This is a genomic window from Bordetella genomosp. 2 (assembly GCF_002261345.1).
Classification (GTDB): Bacteria; Pseudomonadota; Gammaproteobacteria; order Burkholderiales; family Burkholderiaceae_B; genus Bordetella_A.
Genome location: NZ_NEVT01000006.1, coordinates 154,718 through 181,602, shown reverse-complemented (window position 1 = coordinate 181,602; position 26,885 = coordinate 154,718). Strand labels below are relative to the sequence as shown.

Here is a 26,885-nt window from a genome sequence, read left to right as displayed (position 1 = left end):
CCGGGCGGGGCCGGCGCCGCCCGGACAGGGCCCGGCCCCTGCCGGCCGCCTCAGGCGGCCAGCACCGCCGAATGGCCGGCGACCAGCGGCGGCGCGGTGGTGCCGCTGTACAAGCCGTCGTACACGGCCAGCAGGTCGCGGGCCACTTGCTGCCAGGTGAACAAGCGACGCGCCCGGCGCGCTCCCGCCAGGCCCATGCGACGACGCAGCACGGGATCGCGCGCCAGAACGGCCAGGCGCCCGGCCAGCGCCGCGGGGTCGCGCGCCGGCACCAGAAAGCCCGTCGCGCCGTCCTTGACGGTGGTGCGGATGCCGCCCGTATCGGAACCGATCACCGGCCGGCCGCAGGCCATGGCTTCCACGGGCGTAATGCCGAACGGCTCGTACCAGGGCGTGGTCACGAACACATCGCTGGCGCAGTAGTAGCGGCACAGCTCCTGGCGGTCGCGCCGCCCCGTGAACTCGACGAACGGCGCCACGCCCGCCCGCTCGGCGATGCCGCGCAGGCGCGCCAGCTCCGGCGTGGTGCGCTCGTCGGGCCGCACGTCGTTGCCGCCCACCACGCACAAGCGCGCAGCCACCCCGTGCTGCGCATGCAGCAGCCCGAGCGCCTCGATCACATTGTCCACGCCCTTGCGGGGCACCATGCGGCCGAGCTGCAGGATGCGGAACTTGTCGGCGCCCCAGCCCAGGGCGGCGCGCGCCTCGCCTTCGTCCATGGGCGCCATCTCGGCCGGGTCATAGCCGCACGGGACCACGCTGATGCGGCGAGGATCCGCGTCATACAAGTTCAACAAGTCGCGGCGGTCCTGCGGGCATTCGGCGATGATCCGGTCGGCCTCGCGCACAATGTCGGCCTCGATCTGGAAACGGCTGTCGGGAAAGCGGTCGGCCTCGCGCTGATGCAGCCGCCGCACGCGGCCCAGCGCGTGAAAAGTCACCGCCAGGGGCACGCCGTGACGGCGCGCCACCGGCAGGCATGCCAGCGCCGACATGAAGAAATTGGCATGCACCACATCGTAGGGACGGGCCTGCCGGGCGAAATGACGCGACAGGAATGCGCCGAAGTCGTCCATGTACGGCAGCAGGTCTTCCTTGGGCACATAGCGCGCCGGCCCGGCGGGCACATGGATCACCCGTATGTTCGGATGCCACGACACTTCTGCGGGCAGAAATGCGTTGTCCTTGCGTGTGAAGACGTCGACCTGGTGTCCCGCCGCCGCAAACTGGCGCGCCGTCTGGGCCACATAAATATTCTGGCCTCCGCTGTCGACGCTGCCGGCCAAAGCCAGTGGCGAGGCATGTTCACTGACGATCGCGATCTTCTTCATGATGGGCTCTCCTAGGATAGTCATCCCGGCACGCTGCCAGCCGGGGCCGACCTCATCATGAGCAAGCGGTATGCCGTCTCTCGCACCGCCGCGCCGCCCCGCCGCCAATCCGGCACTTCTTACATGGCGCCGTAAGAATGAGCGCGGGCGTGCCCGCGCCGGCTTGCGCAGGCGGGGGGAAAAGCAGCTGGCATGGTTTTTGCATGACTCTGTAAAGCCACCCAGCATCGACACGACAAGGAGACGACTTTGATCCACGCCGCCCATGAGCTGCGCCTGCACCAGCAAACCGCCCTCACGCCTCGTCTGCAGCAGTCGGTCAAGCTGCTGCAGATGTCGGCGCTCGAATTCAATCAGGAAGTCCGCCAGGCACTGGTCGAGAATCCGTTCCTGGAGGAAGACGAAGAAGCTGCCGCGGCGTTCCCCGCCATGGATGGCGAAATGGCGCGCGGCGCGGCGGAGCCGGCCGAGCAGCTACCCGCCCAGGCGACCGCGCCGTCCGAAGGCGCGCCGCCTTCCGAGTATTCGGGCGACTACCCGTCCTCGCGCGCCACCCACGATGGCGCGCCCATGGACATGGGGCAATGGGTGGGGGCCTCGGTATCGCTACAGGAGCGCCTGGACCAGGAACTGCGCACCTACCGCCTGTCGCCGCGCGATCGCCTGCTGGCCCAGTACATCGTGCAGGCGCTGGACGAAGACGGCTACCTGCGCCTGCCGCTGGCCGAATTGGCCGACGCGTCGGTCTTCAGCGTCGCGCCGGACGAGAGCGAATGGCGCGCGGCCCTGAAATTGGTCCAGCAACTGGACGTGCCGGGCCTGGCGGCGCGCGACCTGCGCGAATGCCTGACACTGCAGCTGCAGGCCATGGCCGGCAGCGCGCGGCCGGGTGTCGCGCTGGCGCAGCGCATTGTCGACGAACACCTCGATATCCTGGCGCGCCACGATTACGAGGCCCTGCAGCGCGCGGCCGGTTGCCAGGCGAGCGAACTGCGGCAGGCCTGCGACATCATCCGCTCGCTCGACCCCCGCCCCGGCCGCCGCTATGACCAGGCGCCGCCCGCCTACATCGTGCCCGACGTCATCGTGCGCAAGGACCAGGGCCAGTGGCGCGTCTATTGCAATCGCGGCGCGGTGCCCCAGCCGCGCCTGCACAAGGTCTACGCCGACCTGTTCCGCACCGCGCGCCACCGCGACCGCGGCCCGATGGCGCAGGAACTGCAGGAAGCCCGCTGGCTGGTGCGCAACGTGGAGCAGCGCTACAGCACCATCCAGCGCGTCGCCGAGGCCATCGTGCGGCTGCAGCACATGTTCTTCGAGTACGGCCCGGTGGCGCTGCGTCCGCTCATGCTGCGCGAAGTCTCGGCCGAACTGGACATTCACGAATCGACCGTCTCGCGCGCCACCGCCAACAAGTACATGGCCACGCCGATGGGCATCCTGGAGTTCAAATATTTCTTCTCGCGCGAACTGGCCACCGATACCGGCGGATCGTGCTCGGCTGGCGCGGTGCGCGCGCTGATCGCCGAGCTCATCGACAACGAGGACCCGCGCATGCCGCTGTCGGACGTGGCCCTGGCCAACAAGCTCGCCGCCGACGGCATCGTGGTGGCGCGCCGCACGGTGTCGAAATACCGCGCGCAGATCAAGCGCCCGCCCGCGGAAATGCGGCGCCAGTACTGATCTGCCAGGCGCATCGTGGCGGCGCGTGCGCCGCGCCGCCACCCTCGCTCGCTACTTGCCGCCCGTGTTGGGCATCTGGGGCTCGGTCGTGCCCGGCTCATTGCGTTCCGGCACGTGGTTCTTGTCGGTCGGCAGGCCGGTCTTGGAGCCCGGGCTGGCATCGCCGCCGGGGCTGGTGTGCCCCGAATCCATTCCGCCCCGTCCCGGCGCCGTGGTCGGATTGGTTTCGCCGGCGGGCGGCGTTTGTCCCGGCGGCACGGGCGTATTGGGCGGCACGGCGGAGCCATCATTCGGGGTGGTCGAAGGCGACGTGCTCGACGGCTTGCCGGTATCCGGCGTGGACTGCGCATACGCGCCGCCCGCCAGCGCACCCATGACGGCCACGGCCGCGGTCCAGGAAAATAGTTCACGTTTCATGCGAGTCTCCAAAACGGATGTAGGGAACTTCCGTACCGCAACCCGCATGCCCATGAATTGCCACGGCCCCGCCGGCGCGCGCTGCCCGCCGACGCCGCGCCATCTTTGCAGAGAGTGGTAAATCCGCCCGGCAGGGCCGGGAACGGCGCTTGCTTTGGTGCCGGGGGCCGTATCCGACGGTCGCCACTTTCCAGGAGCAAGCCATGAGCACTTCCCGCATTCTCCGCAGTTTCATCGCCGTCGCGTTCACTGCCGTCCTGGCAGCCTGCGCCGGGCAGGATGGCCACCGCAGCACCGGCCAGTACACCGACGATACGGCCACGACCGCCCGCGTCAAGGCCGCCTTGGTGGAAGCGCCGGGCGTCTCGGCCAACGACGTGCAGGTGGAAACCTACAACGGGGTGGTGCAGCTCAGCGGATTCGTGCAGAGCCAGGATGCCGCCGCGCAGGCGGTCAAGGCCGCGCGCGGCGTATCCGGCGTCAAGGAAGTACGCAACGACATCCAGATACGCACTCCGCGGCAATAGCGCGCGCCGTCAGCCGTTGACGATCTGACCGCCGTTGGGATGCAGCACCTGGCCGGACATATAGCTGGCATCGTCGCTGGCCAGGAAGACATAGCACGGCGCCACTTCGTCCGGCTGGCCGGGCCGTTTCATCGGCGTATTCTTCCCGAATGACTCGAGGCTGTCGGCCGGGAATGTCGACGGGATCAGCGGGGTCCAGATGGGCCCCGGCGCCACCGCGTTCACCCGTATGCCGCGCTCGGCCAGCGCGATCGACAACGAGCGCGTGAAAGCCACGATCGCGCCCTTGGTGGCGGAGTAGTCGATGAGCTTGGGGTTGCCATGGTATGCCGTCACGGAGGTCGTGTTGATGATCGACCCGCCCTCGGACAACAACGGCAGCGCCTCCTGCGAGAGGCGGAACATGGCAAAGAAGTTGGTGCGGAAGGTGCGCTCCAGCTGGTCGCGCCCGATATTCTCGAACGTCTGCATCACGTGCTGCTCCGCGGCGTTGTTGACCAGCACATCCAGGCGGCCGAATTCCTTGCGCGCCAGTTCGACCACGCGCTGCAGATGCGCCTCGTCGCCCAGGTCGCCCGCGATCGACAGGCAACGCCGGCCGGCCTGCTCCACCAGGCGGACGGTCTCGCGCGCATCCTCGTGCTCTTCCAGATAGGTGATCAGCACATCGGCGCCTTCCTTGGCGTAGGCGATGGCAATGGCCCGGCCGATGCCGCTGTCGCCGCCGGTGATGATCGCGCAGCGGCCGCGCAGCTTGCCGGCGGCCTGATAGGCGCGTTCTTCGCCCTCGGGCGGCGGCTCCATGCGGTCCTGGCGTCCTGGCTGGGCCTGTTCGCGCGGCTTGCCGTCGTCGCTCGCCTGCGGGGTGGGGGTAGTTGGCATGGGTTGTCCTCCTGGCATGGGCGGCCGCGTCCACGCGCGCGACCGCCCGGGTCGCCGCAAGCTGCATGCCCGCCGGCCAACCGGCGCGATACGCTAGAATCGGGCCGCCTGCCCCGCTTCCCAGCCCGCCGCCCGCCCATGTCCGCTTCCCCGCCCGCCGCCCCGCCGACCATTCTGCTGTATACGGAAGAACAGCGCGGCAATCTGCTGGTGGAATCGCCCGTGGTGGGAATGCTTTCCGACATTTCCGGCGCCGAAAAACTGGTCGCGGTGCACGACCCGCATAGCCGGATCACTTTCCTCTATCGCATCGACCATGGCACGGGCAATCTCGATGCCGTGGCCATCATCGACCAGGATCCGGCCGAGTTCGACGGCAAGCGCCGGCTGACCATCAACGGCACGGCCTACCGCATGGGCACGCCGGAAAGCGCCTGCCGGCTGCTGCAGGGCCGCACGCGCTGGATCCAGGACAAGGGTTCCGTGCTGTCGGTGCTGTTGCGCAACGCAGCCAGCCGGCACCACGGCTTTGCTGCGCGCCAGGTCCACCGGGACCGCGTGCGGCACATCCCGGACGGCGTGCCGATCGAACCGCTGCCGCGCGTCCCGAACCCGCCGGCGCCGGCGGCGGCTTCCGAAGGCGCCACCCTGGCGCGGCCCGGCCATACCAAGTAACATCCTAGCCCCACGGACGGCCAGCAGGCCCCTACACGAATCCATGCTCTTCAAAGACCAGCTCTTTCTCGCCAGCCAGTACCTCGCTCCCCACCACCTGGTGTCGCGCCTGATGGGGCTGGCCGCCGACTGCCGCACGCCCGCCGTCAAGAACTGGATGATCTCGCGCTTCGTGCGCCGCTACGGGGTCGACATGAGCGAGGCGCTGGTGCAGGATCCGCTGGCCTACGAAACGTTCAACCACTTCTTCACCCGGGCGCTCCGGCCCAGCGCCCGCCCGCTCGATCCCGATCCCGGCTCGGTGCTCTGCCCGGCCGACGGCGCCATCAGCCAGCTCGGCCGCATCGAGCACGGCCGCATCTTCCAGGCCAAGGGCCACTCATACAGCCTGACCGAGCTGCTGGGCGGCGATCCGCGCCGCGCCGAACCCTTCATGAACGGTGACTTCGCCACGGTGTACCTGTCGCCGCGCGACTACCACCGGGTGCACATGCCTTGCGACGGCACGCTGCGGGAAATGGTGCACGTGCCCGGCCGGCTGTTCTCGGTCAATCCGCTCACCGCCAGCCACGTCCCCGAACTGTTTGCCCGCAACGAGCGGGTGGCCTGCCTGTTCGACACCGAACACGGGCCGATGGCCCTGGTGCTGGTGGGCGCGATGATCGTCGCCTCGATCGAGACCGTCTGGGCGGGACAAGTCACCCCGCACAAGCGCATGGTGCGCGCCGAGCGCTACGACGAAGCGGCGCGCGGCCCCATCCGCCTGGCCAAGGGCGCCGAAATGGGCCGCTTCAACCTGGGTTCGACGGTCATCGTGCTATTCGGCCCCGGGCGCATCCGCTGGACCGACACGCCGTCGGTGCGCGGCCCTGTGCGCATGGGCGAGCTGCTCGCCCTGCCCGCCTGAGGCTCACCACGGGAAATCGATCAGGTCCCCGTACAGTCGGCGCAGCGTCGCCTTGACCTCCGGCGACTGCTGATAAATCCGGATGAACGCCAGCAGGCGCGGATCCTGCGCGCGCTCGGGCGTGGTCACCCAGCGGATGGCATACCGCCGCACGTTCTCCGGATCGGTATTGTCGAATGCCAGGCCGTCCTTCTCGTCGATGCCCGCGTGCTTGGCGAAGGTCGTGTAGGTGACCGACGCGGTCACATCGTCGAACGTGCGCGCCGACTGCGAACCTTCCACCTGGATCAGCGCCAGCTGATGGGGGTTCGCCACGATGTCCTGCATGGTGGCCTGATGGTCGGCGAAGGTGCGCAAGGTGATCAATCCCATCGACTGCAACAGCAGCAGCGCCCGCCCGGTATTGACCGGGTCATTGGGTATGGCGATGGTGGCGCGCTCGGGAATCGGGTCGCCGCGCTTGAGCCGCTTGGAAAACAGCCCGATGGTGGTCGAGTACCCATAGGCGATGGGTTCCAGGTTGGTGCCGCGGCTGCGGTTGAACAACTCCAGGAAAGGCGCGTGCTGGAAGAAGTTGGCATCCACCGAGCCTTCCGCGACGGCGATGTTGGGCATGACCCAGTCGCTGAATTCGACCAGCTCGACGCGCAGCCCCTGCTTGCGCGCCTGGGCGATGGCGATCTCCGTGGCCTCGTTGGCCACGCTGGGAATGACGCCGATGCGCAACGGGGCGTCCTGGGCGGCGCCCGCCGGCGCGGCGAGCGCCAGCAGGCACAGCAGGCCGGCCAGGCGCGAAATGAACGAGCGGAACATGATTGAGCGGCCGCCATGGGCGGCAGTATCCGAAAACCGCATTGTGCCGCAGGCCGGGCGGCGTCCCGCGCATGCCCCTGCCGTCGACCGGGGCACCGGCGGCGCCGCTTGCGCCGCGGCCGCACATCGATAAAGATACCGGTACATCGAAGCAGGCGGCCCCGGGCCGCCAGGAGCCCGCCATCGTGTCCCTGACCGCCGCCCGCCCCGCCGCCCGCCGTGCACTGACCCTGGTCGGCGCGCCCACCGACGTAGGCGCCGGCTCGCGCGGCGCCTCCATGGGGCCGGAAGCCCTGCGGGTCGCCGGCCTGGACCTGGCCCTGCAGGCCCTGGGTTACGACGTCGAAGACGCCGGTAATCTGTCGGGCCCCGCCAACCCCGGCCTGCCGGCCGAACACGGCTACCGCCACCTGACCGAAGTCGTCGCCTGGAACGTCGCGGTGCACGACGCCATTCACGCCGAGCTCGAACGCGGCCGCCTGCCCATCCTGCTGGGCGGCGACCACTGCCTGGGCGTCGGTTCCATCAGCGCGGTGGCGCGCCACTGCCGGCGGGTGGGCCGGCCGCTGCGGGTGCTGTGGCTGGATGCCCATGCCGACTTCAACACCCAGGCGCTCACCCCTTCCGGCAACCTGCACGGCATGCCGGTGGCCTGCTTGTGCGGCCACGGCCCCGAGCCGCTCACCAGCCTGGCCGGACATACGCCGGCGCTGCAGCCCGACTGGGTCCGCCAGATCGGCATACGCAGTGTCGACGAAGGCGAAAAGCGCCTGATCGCCGCCGCCGGCATCGAAATCCACGACATGCGCGCCATCGACGAGATCGGCATGCGCGCCGTCATGGAAGAAGCGCTGGCCGGCCTGGCGCCCGATACCCACTTGCACGTCAGTTTCGACGTCGACTTCCTCGATCCGGAAATCGCGCCGGCGGTCGCCACCAGCATTCCCGGCGGCCCCACCTATCGCGAAGCGCAGCTGTGCATGGAAATGATCGCCGACACTGGCTGCCTGGGGTCGCTGGACATCGTCGAACTGAACCCGGCGCTCGACATACGCAACAAGACGGCCATGCTCGCCACCGAGCTGGTGCAGAGCCTGTTCGGCAAATCCACGCTGATCCGGCGCCCGCCACGCCGCAATTCCTGATTCCCACAAGGAGGCACCCCATGAAATGCTATTGCGTCGTCAACTTCCGCGCGCCGCTCGAGCCGCTCGACCTGCCCATGCCCGAGCCGCAGGGCGCGCAAGTGCTCCTGCAGGTGCGGGCGGCCGGCGTCTGCCATAGCGATATCCACCTGTGGGAAGGCGGCTACGATCTCGGCCAGGGACGCACGCTCACTCTGAAAGACCGGGGCGTCACGCTGCCCCTGACCATGGGGCACGAAACCGTCGGCACGCTGGCCGCGGCCGGGCCGGACGCCGCCGGCCTGCAGCCGGGGCGCAACTACCTGGTCTACCCCTGGATCGGTTGCGGCCAGTGCCCGGCCTGCCAGGCCGGCCAGGAAAACCACTGCCCGGCGCCCGCCTGCCTGGGCATCCATCGTCCCGGCGGGTACGCCGAATATGTGCTGGTGCCGCACGCCCGCTACCTGATCGACATCGGCGACCTCGACCCGGCGCTGGCCGCGCCATACGCCTGCTCCGGCCTGACCACCTACTCCGCACTGAAGAAGCTCGGCCCGGACCTCTACCGCCAGCACCCCATCGTCATCTTCGGCGCGGGGGGCCTGGGCCTGATGTGCCTGTCGCTGCTCAAGGCGCTGGACGGCGCCGGCGCCATCGTGGTCGACATCGACCCGGCCAAGCGCCGGGCGGCGCTCGATGCCGGCGCCCTGGCGGCCATCGACGGCGCCGCCCCCGACGCGGCCGCGCAGCTGCTGCAGGCGGCTGGCGGGCGCCCCCTCTACGGCGCCATCGACCTGGTGGGCGCGCCCGCCACGACCGCGCTGGCCTTCGATTGCCTGGCCAAGGGCGGCAAGCTGGTCATGGTGGGCCTGTTCGGCGGCGGCTCGAACTGGCCGCTGGCCCTGATCCCGCTCAAGGCCCTGTCGATCCTCGGCAGCTACGTGGGCAACCTGGCCGAGCTGCGCGAACTCATGGAGCTCGTACGCGCCGGCCGGGTCCCGCCCATCCCGGTCAGCCGCTACCCCCTGCCGCAAGCCGACTCGGTGCTGGACGCGCTGCGGCAGGGTAAAGTCGTGGGTCGCGCGGTCCTGGCTGCCTGACCAGGCCGGGCCGCGCCGTTTCCGCGACTGCACAGGACGACATCGCCATGACCGACCGCCAACTGACCATTCTGGCAGCCCTCAACATGATCGCCGCCGTGGGCGCGGGCGCCTTCGGCGCGCACGGGCTCAAGCGCATGCTGGCGCCCGACTTGCTGGCCATATGGCAGACCGGCGTGCTGTATCACCTGGTCCATGCGCTGGGCCTGTTCGTGGTGGCCCTGCTGGGCGCGCGCTTCGGCTCGGCGCTGCTATCCACCGCCGGGGCGGTGATGTTCGCCGGCATCGTGCTGTTCAGCGGCAGCCTGTACCTGCTGGCGCTGACGGGCACGCGCTGGCTCGGCGCGGTCACGCCGCTGGGCGGCGTGGCCTTCCTGGCCGCCTGGGCCCTGGTGGCGTGGGCCGCCTGGCGAGCCGCCTGACGCCCGCCGCGGCTATTCCATCGGCGGGTCGAAATGACGCGCCAGGACGGCCCCCACGTCGGGCTGCCGGGCGGCCTCGCCGGCCGCGGCGTACAGCGCCGGGCAATACTGCTGGAACCACGACATGCCCGGCCGCCAGCGGACCATCACCGCCACGTACAGGTCCAGCGCGCTGAAACGCCGGCCCAGCACGTGCGGCGCGCCGGCGTGGCGGTCGATCTCCTGCCAGAGTTCGGCGCGGCGATCATGCACGCGGGTACGCAGCAGCTCGGCGGGCTCGCCGGCCGTGGTCCACTTGGGCGGGTCGTCCGCATACGTGAAGGTGGGATACACCGCCCCGACCAGGCGCATCAGCAAATGCCAGAAGCGCGTCCGCTCCGGGCTGTCGGGCGGCGGCGCGAGACCTGCCGCCGGCGCCACATCGTTCAAGTGCAGGATCATCGCCGCGCTTTCGGTCATGACCTCGCCGTCCGGCAGCACCAGCGTGGGCACCTGGCCGGTCACATTCAGGCGCAGCAACCGTTCGCGCCCGGGCCCTGGCTTCAGGTAGGGCAAGTCGGTCAGGGTATACGGCACGTTGGCCAAGGTCAGCGCCATTTCCACGATGGCCGATCCGCAGCCGCGGGAACCGATCAATTCGTAAGTGCTCATTTGCCTTCTCCTTTGCCGGCTGGCGCCAGGCGCAGCAAGGCGCCGTCGCCCGCGTCGGTCAATACGTACACATCGCCATCGGGCCCTTGCCGTACGTCGCGCACCCGCGCGCCCAGGTCGTGCAGCAGGCGCTCCTCGGCCACCACCCTGCCGTCGTCGAGTTGCAGGCGGATCAGGACTTGCTCGGCCAACGCCCCGATGAACAGGGAGCCGCGCCAGGCCGGATGGCGGTCCGAATCGTAGAAAGCCATGCCGCTGACCGCCGGCGATTTCTTCCACCAGTACAACGGCGCCTGCGTGCCTGGCACGGTCTCGCCCTTGGCCTCGGGGATGGCGAAGCCGGAATAATTGACGCCGTGCGTGGCCAGCGGCCAGCCGTAATTCAGGCCTGGCCGGATGATGTTGATCTCGTCGCCGCCGCGTGCGCCGTGCTCGTGTTCCCAGAGCTCGCCGGTCCAGGGGTTCAGCGCCATTCCCTGCGGGTTGCGCATGCCGTAGGTCCAGATCTCGGGACGTACGCCGGCGCGGCCCACGAACGGGTTGTCGGCGGGCACCGAGCCATCGGGCTTGAGCCGCACAATCTTGCCCTGCAGCTTGTCCAGGTCCTGCGCGGTCGGGCGGCGGTTGTTCTCGCCCAGCGAGACATACAACATGCCGTCGCGTCCGAACACCAGGCGGCTGCCGTAATGCTGCCCGCTGGACAGCTTGGGTTCCTGGCGAAAGATGACCTGGAAATCCTCCAGCCCGCGCGCGTCGTCGGCCAGCCGGCCCCGCCCGACCGCCGTGCCGCTGCGCTCGCCTTTGGCATCGGCTTCGGCGTACGACAGGTACACGAGGCGGTCATCGCGGAAATCGGGCGACAGCGCCACGTCCAGCAGGCCGCCCTGCCCCTCGGCATGCACCTTGGGCACGCCCGCCAGCGGCGCCGACAACTTGCCCTGGCCATCCAGCAGCCGCAGGCGGCCGGGGCGTTCGGTGATCAGCATGCCGCCGTCGGGCAGGAACGCGAGCGACCAAGGATGCTCCAGCCCGCGGACCACCTCGACGGCCCGGACTTCGGCCCGCGTGGGCGCGGGCGCCTGCATCTGGGCCCGCGGCGCGCCCGGCGCGGTCGCGCCCAGCAGCGCGGCCAGCATGGCGCCGGCCAGTGGGGCGGCGCGCGCCGCCCGCCATGATCGCAATCTCGACATGAAGCACCTCCCGCGGCGGTGTCGATGGTCGTGGTCGGAACGCGGCAGCCTGCCTCGCGCCGAAGGGGTACCATGGGTGCGAGAGACGGGCGGCCGTCTTGTTCTTCTGGAGAAAACGCTCAATGAAACTGTACTACATGCCCGGTGCCTGCTCGCTGGCCGCGCATATCGTGCTGGAATGGATCGGCCAGCCCTACGACACCCGCAAGCTGGCGCGCGATGAACTCAAGCAGCCCGAATTCCTGCAGATCAATCCGCTGGGCGCGGTCCCCGCGTTGGTCGACGGCGACCTGGCGCTGACCCAGAACGCCGCCATCCTCGAGTACCTGGCCGAACAGGCCCCGCAGCTCAAGCTGCTGGGCGACGGCAGCGCCCGCTCGCGCGCCGAGGTGCGTCGCTGGCTAGGCTTCATCAACTCCGACCTGCACCGCACCTTTTCGCTGCTCTTCGGCGCGCAGCGATTCCTGTCGGACGAGGCCGCCCAGGACGAGCTGCGGGCCTCGGCGGCCGCCATGCTGAGCAAGCAGTTCGGCCTGCTGGACCGGCAGCTGGCCGGCCAAGACTACCTGGCCGGCACCGCCCCTTCGATCGCCGATCCTTACCTGTACGTGGTGACCCGCTGGGCGCGCGCCAAGAACATCGACCTGTCCGGCATGGACAACCTGGCGGCCTTCTTCGACCGCATGGAGCGCGACCCGGGCGTGCAGGCCGCGCTCAAGGCCGAAGGCCTCTAGTCGGGACGCCCTTGCTCAATCGCGCGGCAGCGGCGCGCCCGGCCCGGTGCGCTCGACGATCAGGCCGTAGTGCTCCGGCCGCCGGTGCCGCGCGAAATCGAACACATGCCGGCGGAATGTCTCGGCCAGCCCCAGGTCGGCGCGCACGGCGATGACCTCGTCCTCTTCGGTGCTGGCCTGCGCCGCGATTTCCCCGGTGGGCGCCACGATCACCGAGCCGCCGATCATGTGGTGCCCGTCTTCCGAGCCGCACTTGGCGGCGGCCGCCGCCCAGACGCAGTTCTGATAGGCGCTGGCCTGCAGGGTGATCAGGTGGTGGTGCATGCGCAAGTGCACCGGCTCGGGCCAATGGATGTTCACCGAGGGGGTGTTGTAGCCCAGCAGCACCAGTTCCGCGCTCTGCAGCGACATCACCCGCCAGGTCTCCGGCCAGCGCCGGTCATTGCACAGGCACATGCCGATTTTCGCGCCCATGGCGTCCCACACGCCGAAAGGCTGGTCGCCGACCTGGAAGAACTTCTTCTCCAGGTGCTGGAACGGCGCGTCGGGCTTGTGGTCGTCATGCCCGGGCAAGTGGACCTTGCGGTACTTGCCCACGATGCGCGCCGAACGGTCCACCAGGATGGCCGTGTTGAACGGCACTCCCTCGGGCGTGAGTTCGGCATAGCCCAGGTAAAATCCCACGCCCAGCCGCCGCGCCTCGTCGAACAGGGGCTGCACCTCGGGGTTGGGCATCTGCGCCTCGAAGAAGCGGGCCTGCGCCTCGGCGTCGCTCATCCAGTAGCGCGGAAAGAATGTGGTCAGCGCCAGTTCGGGAAACACCACCAGCTCTGCGCCCCGTCCGTGCGCCTCGCGCAGCATCTCGACCAGCCGCGCCACTACCGTCCTGCGCGTATCGGCCAGATGCACCGGCCCCATCTGGGCCACGGCCAGTCCGATCTTTCTTTGCCCCTTGCTCATCCTGTCGCTCCTATGCGGCTTTGCCAAAAGGCAGAAGCATGCCGGGCCGGCCAGCCGCCGTAAACCCGCCGCCGTACGCGCGTCACGGGCTGGCCATTGCCGCGCCAGGCCGCGCCGCTCAACGGTTTGCGGGCGATTGGGCGCGGCAGCGGCGGGCGCGCAATAGCGCCAGGTTATGTGCGTGCGACAAAATTCGATGCATCGGCCAGCACGTCCTTCAAGGCCGCGAGAAAGCGCCGGCCCAGCAGGGGCAGCGGCGCCAGGTTCGAATGGGTGGCCCAGATCTCGACCCGCGCCGCGGGCTCGATCGGCCGCACGATCACGCTGGATTCCGCCGGAATGCACCAGCGGTCCACCAGCGCCGGCCCCAGCCCCTGCTGCACGAAGGCATGGGCCGTCACCGGCGAATGCACTTCGATGGTGGCGGGCGCCAGCGGGCCTGCGCCGAAGAAGCCCTCCAGGGCCCGATCCAGCGGCGTCCCGGCCGGGTAGCCGATCCAGGCCGCCGACGCGAGGTCGTCGGCGCGGATCACCGCGCGCGCCGCCAGCGGGTGGCCCTGCGGCAGCACGCAGACGATGGCGTCCTCCCCCACCCGGGTCGAACTGAGATTGGGATGGTCCGGCGCGGACATGGAAATGCCGATATCGGCGCGGTCGCTCAGGAAATAGCCCACCAGCTCGTCGAAAGTAACGCTGCGGAAATCGACCCGCGCCGTGCGGTTGCGGGCGCGGAACCGCTCCAGCGCGCGCGGGATCATGCCCTGCCCGAAACTGGCGCTGGCCACCACCCGCAGCATGCCCGCCCCCTGGCGCCCCAGGCTGGCCGCCAGGTCGTTGACGCGCTGGATGCCGCCATACACCTGCTCGACCTCCTGATACAGGCGGCGCGCCTCGGGCGTAGGCAGCAACCGGCTCTTGGCGCGCTCGAACAACGGGTAGCCCAGGCGGCTTTCGGTCAGAGCCAGCACGCGGCTGACGGCCGGCTGCGAGACATGCAGCATCCGGCCGGCGCCGCTGATGGAGCCGGCCATCATGATGGCCCGGAACACCTCGATCTGCCGCAGGCTCAACGGCGGCGCGGCCCGGCCACCCTGGCCCGGCCGCGCGTCCGGCATGTCCTCGGCCTGCCCTGCGTCCATGTCTGCCCTCTGTCCCTCGATAACGGCGGATTATAGGGCGGGGACAATTTTCGATGAGGGAGTGCGGCGGCGCCGGTGCTAATCTGCCCGGGCTTCATCAACACAAGGGGAAACCAATATGCGCCACACACTGGCTCGCAGCATCGCCGCCCTGTCGCTGGCCGCCGGACTCGTCTCCGGCGCCCATGCCTGGCCCGACAAACCGGTCGACTTCATCGTCCCGTCCGCCGCCGGCGGCTCGCCCGACGTGCTGTCGCGGCTGGTCACCAACCAGCTGGCCCAGGACCTGGGCACCTCGGTAGTCGTCGAAAACCGCCCGGGCGCCGCCGGCAACATCGGCATCGCGCTGATCAAGCGCGCCGCGCCCGACGGCTACACCATCGGCTACGGCAACATCAACACGCTGGCCGTCAATCGCACGCTCTTCAACAAGCTGCCCTACGACGTCGAGGCCGACCTGGAGCCGGTGGCGCACCTGTTCAACCTGTACAACGTGCTGATCGTGCCGGCCGGCTCGCCCGACAAGTCCGTGCAGGACCTTATCGAACGCGCCCGCGCCAAGCCCGGCCAGCTGTCGTACGGGGCCTCGGGCGTCGGCACTACCGGCCACATGGGCGGCGAGTTGTTCAAGAGCATGGCCGGCATCGACGTCATGTTCATTCCGTACAACGGCGGCCCGGCCGCCATCCAGGACCTGCTGGGCGGCCGCCTGGACTTCATCTTCGTGAACTCGTCCGAAGCGGTGCCGCTGATCCAGGGCGGCCGGGTGCGCGCGCTGGGAGTGAGCAGCCTGCGCCGCCTGGAACTGCTGCCGGATGTGCCGACGCTCGACGAACTCGGCCTGAAGGGCTACGAGACGGTCGCCTGGGGCGGCGTCGTGGCGCCCAAGGGCACCCCGCCCGCCGTCATCGAACGCCTGAATGGCGCCTTCAACAAGGCACTGCAGGAACCCACGGTGCGGGCCGGCCTGGCCAAGCTCGGCGCCGAGCCCGTCCAGGGCTCGCCGGCCGACTTCAAGCGGCTGATCGACAGCGAAACCGCCAAATGGCGGCAGATCATCGACCAGGCCGGCATCGAGAAACTGGACTGACCGCCCGCATGCAAGCCGATTTCATCCTGTCGGACGCTACCGTCGTGGACGGTAGCGGCAGCGCCCGCCAGCGGGCCCATATCGCCGTCTCCGGGCAGCGCATCGCCCAGGTCGGCGACTTCGCCATCCCCGCCGGCGTGCCGGTCATCGACGCCCGCGGCCTGGTGGCCGCGCCCGGCTTCATCGATTCGCATACCCACGACGACGGCTACCTGCTGGCGCATCCCGACATGACGCCCAAGGTATCGCAAGGCATCACCACGGTGGTCACGGGCAACTGCGGCATCAGCCTGGCCCCGCTGGCCGGCGCGGCCATTCCGCAACCGCTCGACCTGCTCGGCCCGCCGGCCTTGTTCCGCTTCGACAGCTTCGCCGGCTGGATCGCCGCGCTGCGCGCCACCCCGGCCGCCGTCAACGTGGTGCCCCTGGTGGGCCACACCACCCTGCGCGTGGCCACCATGGGCGACGTCGCGCGGGAGGCCGACGCGACCGAGATCGGCCGCATGCGCGGCCTGCTGGAGGAAGCGCTGGAGGCCGGCGCCTTCGGCGTGTCCACCGGGACCTTCTATCCTCCGGCGGCGGCCGCGACCACGCGGGAAATCATCGACGTCTGCCAGCCGCTGCGCGGGCGCGCCGGCATCTACGCCACCCATCTGCGCGACGAGGCCGATCACATCGTGCCCGCCATGGAAGAAGCGCTGGAGATCGGCCGGGCGCTGCAATGCCGCGTGGTGTTCTCGCACCACAAGCTGGCCGGCGCACGCAACCATGGCCGCTCGCGCGAAACCCTGGACCTGATCAGCCAGGCGGCGCGGCGGCAGCCGGTATGCCTGGACTGCCACCCCTACCCCGCCACCTCGACCATGCTGCGGCTCGACCGCGTGCGGCTAGCGCAGCGCACCCTGGTCACCTGGTCCAAGGGCTATCCGGCGGCCACCGGCCGCGATTTCGCCGACGTCATGGCCGAACTGGGCCTGGACGACGCCGCCACGCTGGAGCGCCTGAAGCCGGCCGGCGCCATCTATTTCCTGATGGATCCGGCGGACGTGCGCCGCATCTTCGGCCACCCCCTCACCATGGTGGGCTCGGACGGCCTGCCGTTCGACCCGCACCCGCATCCGCGCCAGTGGGGCACCTTCACCAACGTGCTGCGCACAATGGTGCGCGAACAGAATCTCCTCACGCTCGAGGGCGCCATTCACAAGATGACCGGGCTGGCGGCCGCCCAGTACGGCCTGGCCGGCCGCGGCCTGCTGCGCCCCGGCTACTACGCCGACCTGGTGCTGTTCGACCCGGCCACCGTCACCGACACCGCCACTTTCAGCGAACCCGTGCAGGTCAGCCAGGGCATCCATGGCGTGTGGGTCAATGGCGCCCAGGTCTGGGACGGCCGCCAGCCGGGCGCTGCCCGGCCCGGCCACGTACTGGAGCCGGGACACGCATGAACATTTCCCATCCGGGCTACCTGGGCGTCCTCGGCGGCATGGGCCCCCTGGCCGGCGCCACGTTCGCCATGCGCGTGGCGGCCCTGACGCCCGCCGCCACCGACCAGCAGCATGTGCCCACCTTGCTGCGCAATGACCCGCGCATCCCGGATCGCAGCGATGCGCGCATGCGCGGCGGCGAGGACCCGCTGCCCTACATGCGGGAAGGCTTGCGCTTCCTCGAGACGGCCGGCGCCCGCGTGATCGCCATCCCGTGCAACACGGCGCACCTGTGGTACGACGAACTGGCCGCGGCCACCGCGCTGCCGATCCTGCACATCATCGATGCCGTGATCGACGACCTGCGCCGCATGGGCATCGCGCGCGGCCGCATCGGCCTGATGGGCACGCCCGCCACCCTGGCGCTGAATCTCTACCAGGACCGCCTCGCGCGGCACGGCTACGAGTGCATCGTGCCCACGGCCGACGAAATCGACCGCCACTGCGTCGCGCCGATCCGCGCCGTCAAGGCCAACGCCGTCGCCGCAGCCCTGGAGCCGGCCGCGGAGGGCGCGCGCCGGCTGCGGGCCCGCGGGGCCGACGCGGTGGTGCTGGGCTGCACCGAATTGCCGCTGGCCCTGCCGCACGACCGGCGCGCGGCGCTGGACGTGCCCTTGACGGACTCCATCGACGCGCTGGCGCGCGCGGCGATCGACTACTACTTCGACGCGCCGCTGCACCGGCAGGCCGCCTAGCGGCAGGCGCTACGCCCCCAGGTATGCCTTGCGCACGTCGGCGTTGACCAGCAGGTTGGCGCCGGTGTCCTGCAGCACCACCTTGCCGTTCTCCAGCACATAGCCGCGGTCGGCCACCTGCAGCGCCTTGTTGGCGTTCTGCTCGACCAGGAATACCGTCACGCCCTGGTCGCGGATGGTGCGGATGATGTCGAAGATCTGCGCGATGATCAGCGGCGCCAGGCCCAGCGTGGGCTCGTCCAGCAGCAGCAGCTTGGGCCGGGTCATCAGCGCGCGGCCGATCGCCAGCATCTGCTGCTCGCCGCCGGACATGGTGCCGGCGCGCTGGTTGGCGCGCTCCTTCAGGCGCGGGAACAGGCCATAGACATGCTCCAGCCCCGCCTGGATGGCCTCGCGGCTGGCGAAGAAGCCGCCCATCATCAGGTTCTCGGCCACCGTCAGGTCCTTGAAGACTCTGCGCCCTTCCGGCGAGATGGCGATGCCGCTGCGCATGATGTGGTGGGTGTCCTTGTGCGTGATGTCCTCGCCCTCGAACGTGATGGTGCCCTCGCGCGCGCGCGGGTTGCCGCAGACCGTCATCAGCAGCGTGGTCTTGCCGGCGCCGTTGGCGCCGATCAGGGTGACGATCTCGCCCTGGTTGACCTCGACCGATACGCCATCGAGCGCCTGGATGGCGCCATAGTAGGTATGGATGTTGTCCAGCTTCAGCATCATTCTTCCCCCAGGTACGCCTTGATGACGCGCTCGTCGCTGCGCACCTGCTCGGGCGTGCCGGTGGTGATGGGCTTGCCGTGCTCCATCACCAGGATCCGGTCGGATATCCCCATGATCAGGCTCATGTCGTGCTCGATCAGCAGCACCGCCACGCCGAACTCGCGGCGCAACTGGTCGATCAGTTGCTGCAGGTCGCGCTTTTCCTGGGGGTTCAGGCCCGCGGCCGGCTCGTCCAGCATCAGCAGGCGCGGCTTGGTGATCATGCAGCGGGCGATTTCCAGCCGGCGCTGGTGCCCGTAGGCCAGGTTGCCGGCCTCGCGGTTGGCATACTGGCGCAGGCCCATGAAATCCAGCCATTGCGCGGCGCGCGCCAGCGCGTCGGCCTCCGACTGGCGGTATGACTTCAGTTTGAGCAGCCCCGGCAGCAGGCGCGATTCGACCTGGGTGTGCTGGGCCACCAGCAGGTTCTCCAGCACGGTGAGCTGCTTGAACAGCCGCACGTTCTGGAAGGTGCGCACCAGGCCATGGCGCGCCACCTTGTGGCTGGGCAGGCCGGTGATCGGCTTGCCGTCCATCATGATCTCGCCGGCGGTGGGCTTGTAGAAGCCGCCCACGCAATTGAACACGGTGGTCTTGCCGGCGCCGTTGGGGCCGATGATGGCAAACACTTCATCACGCAGGACCTCGAAGCCCACGCTGTCGACGGCCAGCAGGCCGCCGAAGCGCATGGTCAGTCCGGATACTTTCAGCAATGCCTCGCTCATTTGGCCAGCTCCACATGGGGACGCTTCATGGGCAGGAGCCCCTGTGGACGCCACATCATCATCAACACCATCACCAGGCCGAACATCAGCATGCGGTATTCGGCGAACTCGCGCGCCACCTCGGGCAGCACCGTCAGCAGGATGGCCGCCAGGATCACGCCCACCTGCGAACCCATGCCGCCCAGCACCACGATAGCCAGGATCAGCGCCGACTCGATGAAGGTGAACGACTCGGGATTGACCATGCCCTGGCGCGCCGCGAAGAAGGCGCCGCCGAAACCCGCGAACATGGCGCCCAGCGTGAACGCCGACAGCTTGATGCGAGTGGGGTTCAGGCCCAGCGAGCGGCAGGCGATCTCGTCCTCCCGCAACGCCTCCCAGGCGCGGCCCACCGGCATGCGGATCAGCCGGGTGGACACGAACAGCGTCACCAGTGCCAGCGCCAGCGCCATCAGGTAAAGGTAATTCACCATGTGCTGGTTGTCGAAGGTCCAGCCCATGATCTCGTGGAACGTGCGCACGCCCTCCTCGCTGGACCGGCGCGCCATTTCCATGCCGAAGACCGACGGCTTGGGAATGCCCGAGATGCCGTCCGGGCCGCCCGTCAGGAAATTCAGGTTGATCAGCAGCAGGCGGATGATCTCGCCGAAGCCCAGCGTGACAATGGCCAGGTAGTCGCCGCGCAGCCGCAGCACCGGAAAGCCCAGGATGAACCCGAACAGCGCCGCCATGGCGCCGGCGAACGGCAGCGCTTCCCAGAAGCCCCAGCCGCCCCAGTGATACAGCAATGCGTAGGTATACGCGCCGACCGCGTAAAAGCCCACGAAACCCAGGTCGAGCAGCCCGGCGAAGCCCACCACGATGTTCAGGCCCAGGCCCAGCATTACGTAGATGAGCACCAGCGTGGCAATGTCGACCGAGCTGCGGCCGCTGAAGAACGGCCAGATCACCGCGGCCGCGATGACCAGCGCGATGATCCACTTGTTGCCCTTGGCGGGCGCGGCGGGCAGCACGGGTATGCTGGTCTTGAGCCGCTGGAAGGGGCGCGCGATCCAGGGGCGCAGCAATTGGAAGACGAACACCACCGCGGCGGCCAGGGCCACCATGTCCCAGTGGGTCTCGAGGTTGGTGCGGGCGCCCTGGCGAACCAGTTGCAGCCCGAACACCGGCATGACGATGACAGCCGTCAGGATGGCCGCCATCGTGGCGTTTTTCAGGGTGTTGTTGGCCATCAGACTTTTTCCACCTCAGGTTTGCCGAGCAGCCCGGTGGGGCGGAACAGCAGGATCAGGACCAGCAGCGCGAACGCCACGATGTCTTTGTACTGGGACGAGATGTAGGCCGCGGCGAGGGTCTCGGCCAGCCCCAGCAGCACGCCGCCCAGCATGGCGCCGGGGATGCTGCCGATGCCGCCCAGCACCGCGGCGGTGAATGCCTTGATGCCGGCCAGGAAGCCGATGAACGGGTTGAGCTTGCCGATGGTGATGGCGATCAGCACGCCGCCCACGGCCGCCAGCATGGCGCCCAGTACGAAGGTGAAAGAGATGACCCGGTTGGTGTCGATGCCCAGCAGGTTGGCCATGTGCATGTCCTGCGAGCAGGCGCGCGAGGCGCGGCCCATGCGCGAATACTTGATGAACAGCGACAACGCGATCATCAGCAGCACCGTCACCACGATGATCATGATGCGCGAATACGGCAGGGTCACGTCGAAGCCCGAGCCCATATTGAATTGCAGCGAGCCGGAGATCAGCGACGGCACGGCCATGTCGCGCGCGCCCTGGCCCAGGGCGACCCAGTTCTGCAGGAAAATGGACATGCCGATGGCCGAGATCAGCGCCACCAGGCGCTGGCTGCCGCGCACCGGCCGATAGGCCACGCGCTCGACGCTGAAGCCGTATACGCCGGTGACCAGGATGGCCACCACCAGCATGGCCGCGATGATGAACGGCAGCGGCAGGCCGCTGTTGGTGCCGATGGCGGTCAGCGTGACCAGGCCCACGTAGGCGCCGATCATATAGATCTCGCCGTGGGCGAAGTTGATCATACCGATGATGCCGTAGACCATTGTGTAGCCGATGGCAATCAGCGCGTAGATCGCGCCCAGCGACAGGCCGTTGAAGACCTGCTGGGTGAGTTGGGGGATAAGGTCTGACATGGATTATTACCTATGCTCCAAATGGTTCCGGCCCCGGTGGAGCGACCCGGAGCCGGAAACCTGGGCGTGCGTTCAAGCCCCGGCGGATGGCCGGGGCGGCGCGTGTTTACAGCTGGGTCTTCTTGCCGTTCTTGTCCCACTTGAAGACGGCGAATTCGAAGTCCTTGAGATCGCCCTTGGCGTCGTACTCGACCTTGCCGATGGCCGTGTCGAACGACGTCTTGTGCATATAGTCGGCCACCTTGGCGGGATCCTCGCCCACCGCCTCGATGCTCTTGGCCAGCACCTGCACGGCGGCATAGGCCGGCATCTGGAAGGCGCCGTCCGGATCGCGCTTGGCGTCATGGAAAGCCTTCACGATGCCCTCGTTGCCGGGCAGCTTGGTGAAGTCCGACGGCAGCGTCACCAGCAGACCCTCGATGGCGGGGCCGGCAATGGCGACCAGGTCCTGGTTGGCGGTGCCCTCGGGACCCATGAACTGCACGTCCAGGCCCTGCTCGCGCGACTGGCGCAGCAACAGCCCGAGCTCGGGGTGGTAGCCGCCGAAGTAGACCAGGTCGACGCCGGCCGTCTTGAGCTTGGTGATCACGGCCGAATAGTCGCTGTCGCCGACGTTGATGCCTTCGAACATCACCACGTTGACCTTGTTCTTTTCCAGCGTGTCCTTGACCTGGGTGGCCACGCCCGAGCCGTAGGTCTGCTTGTCATGCAGCACGGCCACTTTCTTGGGCTTGAGGGTGTTGGCGATGTAGCGCGCGGCGAACGGACCCTGCTGGTCGTCGCGGCCGATGGTGCGGAAGAAGAAGTGCGGCTTGATGGTGTCGGTCACCAGCGGCGAAGTGGCCCCCGGGGTGATGGCGACGATGCCTTCCTGCTCGTAGACATTGACCGCCGGCACGGTCACGCCCGAGCAGGCGTGCGCGACGGCGAACTTGGCGCCCGAATTGACCACCCGGTTGGCGGCCGGCACGGCCTGCTTGGGTTCGCAGCCGTCGTCGATCAGGATGGGCTCGAGCTTCTTGCCCTTGACGCCGCCCTTGGCATTGATGGTCTCGATGGCGGTCAGCGCGCCGGCCTGGATCTGCGTGCCGTATTGGGTGTTGGGCCCGGTCATGGGCTGGGGAATGCCGATCTTGATAGTGTCGGCCGCCTGGGCGGCGCCGGCCAGGAGCAACGCTCCCAATGCCATGGCCACGGGAGTTGCACGATGCAGCAGCTTCATACGGAGTTCTCCGGCGAGAGGGATGAGCGGCTTTGGGAACGTCGGCATCGCCGGGGGATACCCGGCGGCCCGAGGCGACCATTGCCGGCTTCTTGGGCAAAAGTACAGCGTGGGCGGTATTCTGAAAGCAGGGCCTCACGGTGTCACTGCGTGTAATCCCCAATATTTCCAAGCAAAAAACAAATGGGGACACACCTTGTCCGGCGCGGACCGCCCCCGCGGCGGCGCGCCAAGTCGGCGCCAGTATCTGACAACATCCTTACACCACGCTTGCCGCCACCCAGAGGGCTACAATCCTGCCCCATGGACCAAGATCTGACTATCGCTTTCATCGGCGGCGGCAACATGGCGACGGCCCTGGCCAGCGGGCTGGCCGGCAAGACCTGCCCGGCCGCGAACCTGCATGTCGTCGACCCGACCGCGGCGGCGCAAGAAGCCTGGCGCGGCCGCGGCGCCAGCGCCGCCGCCGCCCCCGATGCCGCGCTGCAGGCATGCCGGGTCTGGATCTACGCCGTCAAGCCGCAGCAGCTGCGCGAAGCGGTCGCCGCCTCACGCGCCTGGCTGCGGCCCGACACCCTGGTCATCAGCGTGGCGGCCGGCATCCGGGCCGACACACTGGCCGGCTGGCTCGGCGAGCCGGGCAAGCCCTGGCAGAACCTGGTGCGCTGCATGCCCAACACCCCTGCCCTGGTCGGCGCCGGCGTGACCGGCCTGGCCGCCTTGCCGGGCGTCGACCAGGCCGGCCGCGAGCTGGCCGAGCGCTTGCTGTCCTCGGTGGGCCAGGTCGTGTGGGTCGCCGACGATGCCGCGCTCGATGCCGTCACCGCGCTGTCCGGCAGCGGCCCCGCTTATGTCTTCCTTTTCCTGGAGTCGCTGGTGACGGGCGGCGTGGCCGCCGGCCTGAGCCCGGACCAGGCCCACCAGCTCGCGCTCGGCACGCTGGCCGGCGCCACCCGGCTGGCGGCGCAGTCCGACGAGCCGCCGGCGGTGCTGCGCGAACGCGTCACCTCCAAGGGCGGCACCACGGCCGCCGCCCTGCAAGTGTTCCAGCAGGCCGGCCTGCCCGCCATCGTGCAGCAGGCCATCGAAGCCGCCGCGCAGCGCTCGCGCGAGCTGGCCGACGAGTTCGGCAAATGAGCACGGCGCGGCGCTTCCAACCCATGACGCCCCGGCACTTCGCCGTGGCCGTGGGCTGCATGGGCCTGATCGTGGTCGGCTCGAACATCCTGGTCCAGGTGCCGCTGAACGACTGGCTGACCTGGGGCGGCCTGTCGTATCCAGTCGCCTTCCTGGTCACCGATGTCCTCAACCGCCGCTTCGGCCCCGCGGCCGCGCGCCGCGTGGCCTGGGTCGGGTTCGCCGCCGCCCTGGCGATATCGGTATGGGTCGCCTCGCCGCGCATCGCCCTGGCGTCGGGCCTGGCCTATATCTGCGCCCAGCTGGCCGACATCCAGGTCTTCGACCGCCTGCGCGACCAACGCTGGTGGCGCGCGCCGCTGCTGTCCGGCACCGTGGGCGCCCTGCTCGACACGGCCGTGTTCTTCAGCGTGGCGTTCGCCGGCTCGGGCCTGCCCTGGGTCACCTGGCTGCTGGGCGACCTGGCCATCAAGCTGGCCGTCAACGTCAGCATGCTGGCGCCGTTCCGCGCGCTGATGTGGAACCTGGCCCGGCCGGCCGAGCAGCCGGCCCGCTCCGGCGCCTGACCCCGCCGCGGCCCGGGCCGCCCCCCACGATAGGGCGAACAAACCCGCCCCCTCCCGCGTATTCCATATTTGACAGGCCCCGCCGGTGGTGTAAAAGTCACGTCTCTGTCACAAGCCATACATAAGGTGTCGTGTTCCCTGCGGCCGGACACCCCCGCGCCGCAGCCACGCAACCCGGAGGACCTTCCCATGCGACCCCAGCGTCTCGCGTTCACCTTCGCCGTCCTGATGACGGCTTTTGCCGGTGCCTCGGCCCACGCCGCCACCGAAATCCAGTTCTGGCACTCAATGGAAGGAGCGCTGGGCGAACGGGTCAACGAACTGGTCCAGGATTTCAACAAGAAGAACCCCGACTACAAGGTCAACGCCGTCTACAAGGGCAACTACGGCGAATCCATGAATGCCGGCATCGCCGCGTTCCGCGCCGGCAATGCCCCCGACATCCTGCAGGTGTTCGAAGTGGGCACGGCCACCATGATGTACGCCAAGGGCGCCATCAAGCCCGTGCAGCAGATGTCCGAAGAAGCCGGCAAGCCGCTCGACCCCAAGGCCTTCATCGGCGCGGTCGCCGGCTACTACTCCTCGCAGGACGGCAAGCTGATCTCGATGCCGTTCAATAGCTCCACCGTGGTGTTCTATTACAACAAGGACGCCTTCAAGAAAGCCGGCCTGGATCCCGAAAAGCCGCCCAAGACCTGGGAAGAGCTGGCCGCCGCCGGCCAGAAACTGAAGGCAGCCGGCCAGGAATGCGGCTACACCACCTCCTGGCCGTCGTGGGTCCAGCTCGAGACCTTTTCGGCCTGGCACAACGTGCCCTACGCCACCAAGGACAACGGCTTCGGCGGCCTCGACGCCCGCCTGGCCATCGACACGCCGCTGCACGTGCGCCACCTGGACAACCTGGCCAAGCTCGCCAAGGAAGGCATCTTCATGTACGGCGGGCGCGGCGACCAGCCCAACTCGCTGTTCATCGGCGGCAAGTGCGCCATGATCACCGGCTCCAGCGGCCTGCGCGCCAACATCGCCAAGAACGCCAAGTTCGAGTTCGGCACCTCGACCCTGCCCTACTACGCCGACGTCCAGGGCGCTCCGCAGAACACCATCATCGGCGGCGCCTCGCTGTGGGTATTCGCCAACAAGTCGCCCGAGGTCTACAAGGGCGTGACCGAGTTCTTCCACTTCCTGGCCAGCCCGGAAATCGCCGCCCGCTGGCACCAGCAGACCGGCTACGTGCCCGTCACCAAGGCTGCGTATGAACTGACCAAGAAGCAGGGCTACTACGACAAGAACCCCGGCACCGAAGTCGGCGTCAAGCAGCTCAACGTCGAAACGACCGCCCAGTCGCGCGGCCTGCGGCTGGGCTTCCTGCCGCAGATCCGCGAAATCGAAGACCAGGAAATCGAGCGCATCATGTCGGGCAAGGCGTCCGCCCAGGATGGCCTGAAAGTCATGGTCACGCGCGGCAACGAACTGCTCGAGAAATTCGAGAAAAGCGCCAAGTAAGCCGCGGGGGCGCCGGCAGTCGGCCGCCGGCGCCCCGCGACACCACAGGCGGCGGCGTCCCGCGCGCCGCCATCTTCGCTCCTGGGACTTGTCTCCATGGAAAAACGCGTCATATTCCGGCACAAGACCCTGCCCTACCTGCTGCTGGCGCCGCAGATCGCCGTCACGCTGGTGTTCTTCTTCCTGCCCGCCGGCCAGGCCATGTGGCAGTCCATGCAACTGCAGGACGCCTTCGGCCTGTCCTCCGAGTTCGTCGGGCTGGCCAACTTCGCCGAGCTGTTCCGCCAGTCCGACTACCTTGACTCGTTCCGCGTCACGGCCGTGTTCTCGGCGCTGGTGGCCTTCGTCGGCCTGGCGGTCTCGCTGCTGCTGGCCGTCATGGCCGACCGCGTCATGCGCGGCGCCGGCCTGTACAAGACCCTGCTGATCTGGCCTTATGCCGTGGCCCCCGCGGTCGTGGGCGTGCTGTGGCTGTTCCTGTTCTCGCCCTCGGTGGGCATCCTGGCCGTCGCGCTGCACAGCCTGGGCGTGGCCTGGAACCCGCGCCTGGACGGCAACCAGGCGCTCACCCTGGTGCTCATCGCCGCGGTATGGAAGCAGATCTCATACAACTTCCTGTTCTTCCTCGCCGGCCTGCAGTCGATCCCCCGCTCGCTCATCGAGGCGGCGGCCATCGACGGCGCCTCCCCGGCCCGGCGCTTCTGGACCATCGTCTTCCCCCTGCTGTCGCCCACCACCTTCTTCCTGCTGGTGGTCAACATCATCTACGCGTTCTTCGATACCTTCGCCGTGGTCGACACCACCACCCAGGGCGGCCCGGGCACGGCCACCTCGATCCTGGTCTACAAGGTATACAGCGACGCCTTCCACGGCCTGGACCTGGGCTCGTCGGCCGCGCAGTCGGTGGTGCTGATGGCCATCGTGGTGGCGCTCACCGTCGTGCAGTTCCGCTACATCGACCGCAAGGTCCAGTACTGATCCTCCCCACAAGGCTACG

The 26,885-nt window shown here is 68.8% G+C and carries 28 protein-coding genes; 15 read left to right on the top strand and 13 right to left on the bottom strand.

The window, feature by feature from the left end; genetic code table 11:
* Positions 1–50 precede the first annotated feature (50 nt).
* A complete protein-coding gene (locus tag CAL24_RS11025) occupies positions 51–1,331 on the bottom strand; it encodes a glycosyltransferase family 4 protein (protein WP_094806717.1) in 1,281 nt (426 codons plus the stop codon).
* A 249-nt stretch (positions 1,332–1,580) separates the two neighbouring features.
* On the opposite strand from CAL24_RS11025, the gene CAL24_RS11020 reads away from it, so the two are divergent.
* Positions 1,581–3,014 carry an RNA polymerase factor sigma-54 gene (locus tag CAL24_RS11020; protein ID WP_094806716.1) on the top strand — a complete coding sequence of 478 codons (1,434 nt, stop codon included), beginning with the start codon at positions 1,581–1,583 and terminating at the stop codon, positions 3,012–3,014.
* A gap of 51 nt (positions 3,015–3,065) precedes the next feature.
* Here the strand turns inward: CAL24_RS11020 and CAL24_RS24325 are convergent, their stop codons facing one another.
* A complete protein-coding gene (locus CAL24_RS24325; protein ID WP_051439575.1) occupies positions 3,066–3,431 on the bottom strand; it encodes a hypothetical protein in 366 nt (121 codons plus the stop codon).
* Positions 3,432–3,634: 203 nt separating this feature from the next.
* Between CAL24_RS24325 and CAL24_RS11010 the strand changes: the two genes are divergently transcribed.
* Positions 3,635–3,958, top strand: coding sequence for a BON domain-containing protein (locus tag CAL24_RS11010; RefSeq protein ID WP_028356170.1), 324 nt, complete (start codon positions 3,635–3,637; stop codon positions 3,956–3,958).
* Positions 3,959–3,967: 9 nt separating this feature from the next.
* Here the strand turns inward: CAL24_RS11010 and CAL24_RS11005 are convergent, their stop codons facing one another.
* A complete protein-coding gene (locus CAL24_RS11005; protein WP_170947071.1) occupies positions 3,968–4,840 on the bottom strand; it encodes an SDR family oxidoreductase in 873 nt (290 codons plus the stop codon).
* A gap of 138 nt (positions 4,841–4,978) precedes the next feature.
* Here CAL24_RS11005 and CAL24_RS11000 point away from each other — a divergent pair, with 138 nt between their 5' ends.
* Entirely contained in the window at positions 4,979–5,515 is a 537-nt protein-coding gene (locus CAL24_RS11000) for a hypothetical protein (RefSeq protein ID WP_249278527.1), read from the top strand.
* Between the two features lie 43 nt (positions 5,516–5,558).
* Positions 5,559–6,422: an archaetidylserine decarboxylase gene (gene asd / locus CAL24_RS10995; RefSeq protein ID WP_094806714.1), complete on the top strand. Its 864-nt coding sequence runs from the start codon at positions 5,559–5,561 to the stop codon at positions 6,420–6,422.
* Between the two features lie 3 nt (positions 6,423–6,425).
* On the opposite strand, the gene CAL24_RS10990 is transcribed toward asd, so the two are convergent.
* The gene (locus CAL24_RS10990; RefSeq protein ID WP_051439577.1) at positions 6,426–7,235 is read right to left on the bottom strand and encodes a MetQ/NlpA family ABC transporter substrate-binding protein; all 810 of its coding nucleotides are present in this window, start codon (positions 7,233–7,235) and stop codon (positions 6,426–6,428) included.
* Positions 7,236–7,420: 185 nt separating this feature from the next.
* Between CAL24_RS10990 and rocF the strand changes: the two genes are divergently transcribed.
* From rocF to CAL24_RS10975, 3 genes are read left to right on the top strand one after another with little or no spacing between them, the layout of a single operon-like run.
* The gene (gene rocF, locus CAL24_RS10985) at positions 7,421–8,380 is read left to right on the top strand and encodes an arginase (protein ID WP_231501770.1); all 960 of its coding nucleotides are present in this window, start codon (positions 7,421–7,423) and stop codon (positions 8,378–8,380) included.
* Between the two features lie 20 nt (positions 8,381–8,400).
* Positions 8,401–9,459 carry an alcohol dehydrogenase gene (locus tag CAL24_RS10980; RefSeq protein WP_094806713.1) on the top strand — a complete coding sequence of 353 codons (1,059 nt, stop codon included), beginning with the start codon at positions 8,401–8,403 and terminating at the stop codon, positions 9,457–9,459.
* A 47-nt stretch (positions 9,460–9,506) separates the two neighbouring features.
* Positions 9,507–9,881 (top strand): DUF423 domain-containing protein, encoded by a 375-nt coding sequence (locus CAL24_RS10975; RefSeq protein ID WP_094806712.1) that lies wholly within the window; start codon positions 9,507–9,509, stop codon positions 9,879–9,881.
* Between the two features lie 12 nt (positions 9,882–9,893).
* On the opposite strand, the gene CAL24_RS10970 is transcribed toward CAL24_RS10975, so the two are convergent.
* A complete protein-coding gene (locus tag CAL24_RS10970) occupies positions 9,894–10,532 on the bottom strand; it encodes a glutathione S-transferase (RefSeq protein WP_028356177.1) in 639 nt (212 codons plus the stop codon).
* Positions 10,529–11,722 carry a PQQ-dependent sugar dehydrogenase gene (locus tag CAL24_RS10965; RefSeq protein ID WP_094806711.1) on the bottom strand — a complete coding sequence of 398 codons (1,194 nt, stop codon included), beginning with the start codon at positions 11,720–11,722 and terminating at the stop codon, positions 10,529–10,531. The genes CAL24_RS10970 and CAL24_RS10965 overlap by 4 nt, the downstream gene beginning before the upstream one ends.
* A 122-nt stretch (positions 11,723–11,844) precedes the next feature.
* On the opposite strand from CAL24_RS10965, the gene CAL24_RS10960 reads away from it, so the two are divergent.
* On the top strand, positions 11,845–12,456 hold the full coding sequence (locus CAL24_RS10960) for a glutathione S-transferase family protein (protein WP_094806710.1): 612 nt from the start codon (positions 11,845–11,847) through the stop codon (positions 12,454–12,456).
* Positions 12,457–12,471: 15 nt separating this feature from the next.
* On the opposite strand, the gene CAL24_RS10955 is transcribed toward CAL24_RS10960, so the two are convergent.
* Together CAL24_RS10955 and CAL24_RS10950 are read right to left on the bottom strand one after the other, a co-directional pair.
* The gene (locus CAL24_RS10955) at positions 12,472–13,416 is read right to left on the bottom strand and encodes an N-carbamoyl-D-amino-acid hydrolase (protein ID WP_094806709.1); all 945 of its coding nucleotides are present in this window, start codon (positions 13,414–13,416) and stop codon (positions 12,472–12,474) included.
* A gap of 173 nt (positions 13,417–13,589) precedes the next feature.
* Positions 13,590–14,555, bottom strand: coding sequence for a LysR family transcriptional regulator (locus CAL24_RS10950; protein ID WP_028356181.1), 966 nt, complete (start codon positions 14,553–14,555; stop codon positions 13,590–13,592).
* A gap of 118 nt (positions 14,556–14,673) precedes the next feature.
* On the opposite strand from CAL24_RS10950, the gene CAL24_RS10945 reads away from it, so the two are divergent.
* Genes CAL24_RS10945 through CAL24_RS10935 form a run of 3 tightly spaced genes read left to right on the top strand, consistent with a single transcriptional unit; the run spans position 14,674 to position 17,824 of the window.
* Positions 14,674–15,645 (top strand): Bug family tripartite tricarboxylate transporter substrate binding protein, encoded by a 972-nt coding sequence (locus tag CAL24_RS10945; RefSeq protein WP_028356182.1) that lies wholly within the window; start codon positions 14,674–14,676, stop codon positions 15,643–15,645.
* An 8-nt stretch (positions 15,646–15,653) separates the two neighbouring features.
* Positions 15,654–17,090 carry an N-acyl-D-amino-acid deacylase family protein gene (locus tag CAL24_RS10940; RefSeq protein ID WP_094806708.1) on the top strand — a complete coding sequence of 479 codons (1,437 nt, stop codon included), beginning with the start codon at positions 15,654–15,656 and terminating at the stop codon, positions 17,088–17,090.
* The gene (locus tag CAL24_RS10935; RefSeq protein ID WP_028356184.1) at positions 17,087–17,824 is read left to right on the top strand and encodes an aspartate/glutamate racemase family protein; all 738 of its coding nucleotides are present in this window, start codon (positions 17,087–17,089) and stop codon (positions 17,822–17,824) included. The genes CAL24_RS10940 and CAL24_RS10935 overlap by 4 nt, the downstream gene beginning before the upstream one ends.
* Before the next feature lie 9 nt (positions 17,825–17,833).
* Here the strand turns inward: CAL24_RS10935 and CAL24_RS10930 are convergent, their stop codons facing one another.
* The 5 genes from CAL24_RS10930 to CAL24_RS10910 all read right to left on the bottom strand — a co-directional run bounded on the left by CAL24_RS10930 (position 17,834) and on the right by CAL24_RS10910 (position 22,682).
* Entirely contained in the window at positions 17,834–18,535 is a 702-nt protein-coding gene (locus CAL24_RS10930) for an ABC transporter ATP-binding protein (protein WP_028356185.1), read from the bottom strand.
* Complete coding sequence (gene livG, locus CAL24_RS10925; RefSeq protein WP_028356186.1) at positions 18,535–19,302, bottom strand: high-affinity branched-chain amino acid ABC transporter ATP-binding protein LivG; 768 nt, start codon at positions 19,300–19,302, stop codon at positions 18,535–18,537. Before livG ends, CAL24_RS10930 begins: the two co-directional genes overlap by 1 nt.
* Positions 19,299–20,534 carry a high-affinity branched-chain amino acid ABC transporter permease LivM gene (locus CAL24_RS10920; RefSeq protein ID WP_028356187.1) on the bottom strand — a complete coding sequence of 412 codons (1,236 nt, stop codon included), beginning with the start codon at positions 20,532–20,534 and terminating at the stop codon, positions 19,299–19,301. The genes livG and CAL24_RS10920 overlap by 4 nt, the downstream gene beginning before the upstream one ends.
* A complete protein-coding gene (gene livH, locus CAL24_RS10915) occupies positions 20,534–21,460 on the bottom strand; it encodes a high-affinity branched-chain amino acid ABC transporter permease LivH (protein ID WP_028356188.1) in 927 nt (308 codons plus the stop codon). Before livH ends, CAL24_RS10920 begins: the two co-directional genes overlap by 1 nt.
* Before the next feature lie 106 nt (positions 21,461–21,566).
* Positions 21,567–22,682, bottom strand: coding sequence for a branched-chain amino acid ABC transporter substrate-binding protein (locus CAL24_RS10910; RefSeq protein ID WP_028356189.1), 1,116 nt, complete (start codon positions 22,680–22,682; stop codon positions 21,567–21,569).
* Positions 22,683–22,985: 303 nt separating this feature from the next.
* Between CAL24_RS10910 and proC the strand changes: the two genes are divergently transcribed.
* The 4 genes from proC to ugpA all read left to right on the top strand — a co-directional run bounded on the left by proC (position 22,986) and on the right by ugpA (position 26,866).
* On the top strand, positions 22,986–23,819 hold the full coding sequence (proC, locus tag CAL24_RS10905; RefSeq protein WP_094806706.1) for a pyrroline-5-carboxylate reductase: 834 nt from the start codon (positions 22,986–22,988) through the stop codon (positions 23,817–23,819).
* Positions 23,816–24,385 (top strand): queuosine precursor transporter, encoded by a 570-nt coding sequence (locus CAL24_RS10900; RefSeq protein ID WP_094806705.1) that lies wholly within the window; start codon positions 23,816–23,818, stop codon positions 24,383–24,385. The genes proC and CAL24_RS10900 overlap by 4 nt, the downstream gene beginning before the upstream one ends.
* A gap of 189 nt (positions 24,386–24,574) precedes the next feature.
* Positions 24,575–25,888, top strand: coding sequence for a sn-glycerol-3-phosphate ABC transporter substrate-binding protein UgpB (ugpB, locus tag CAL24_RS10895; RefSeq protein WP_028356192.1), 1,314 nt, complete (start codon positions 24,575–24,577; stop codon positions 25,886–25,888).
* Between the two features lie 96 nt (positions 25,889–25,984).
* The gene (gene ugpA / locus CAL24_RS10890; protein WP_028356193.1) at positions 25,985–26,866 is read left to right on the top strand and encodes a sn-glycerol-3-phosphate ABC transporter permease UgpA; all 882 of its coding nucleotides are present in this window, start codon (positions 25,985–25,987) and stop codon (positions 26,864–26,866) included.
* Positions 26,867–26,885 lie beyond the last annotated feature (19 nt).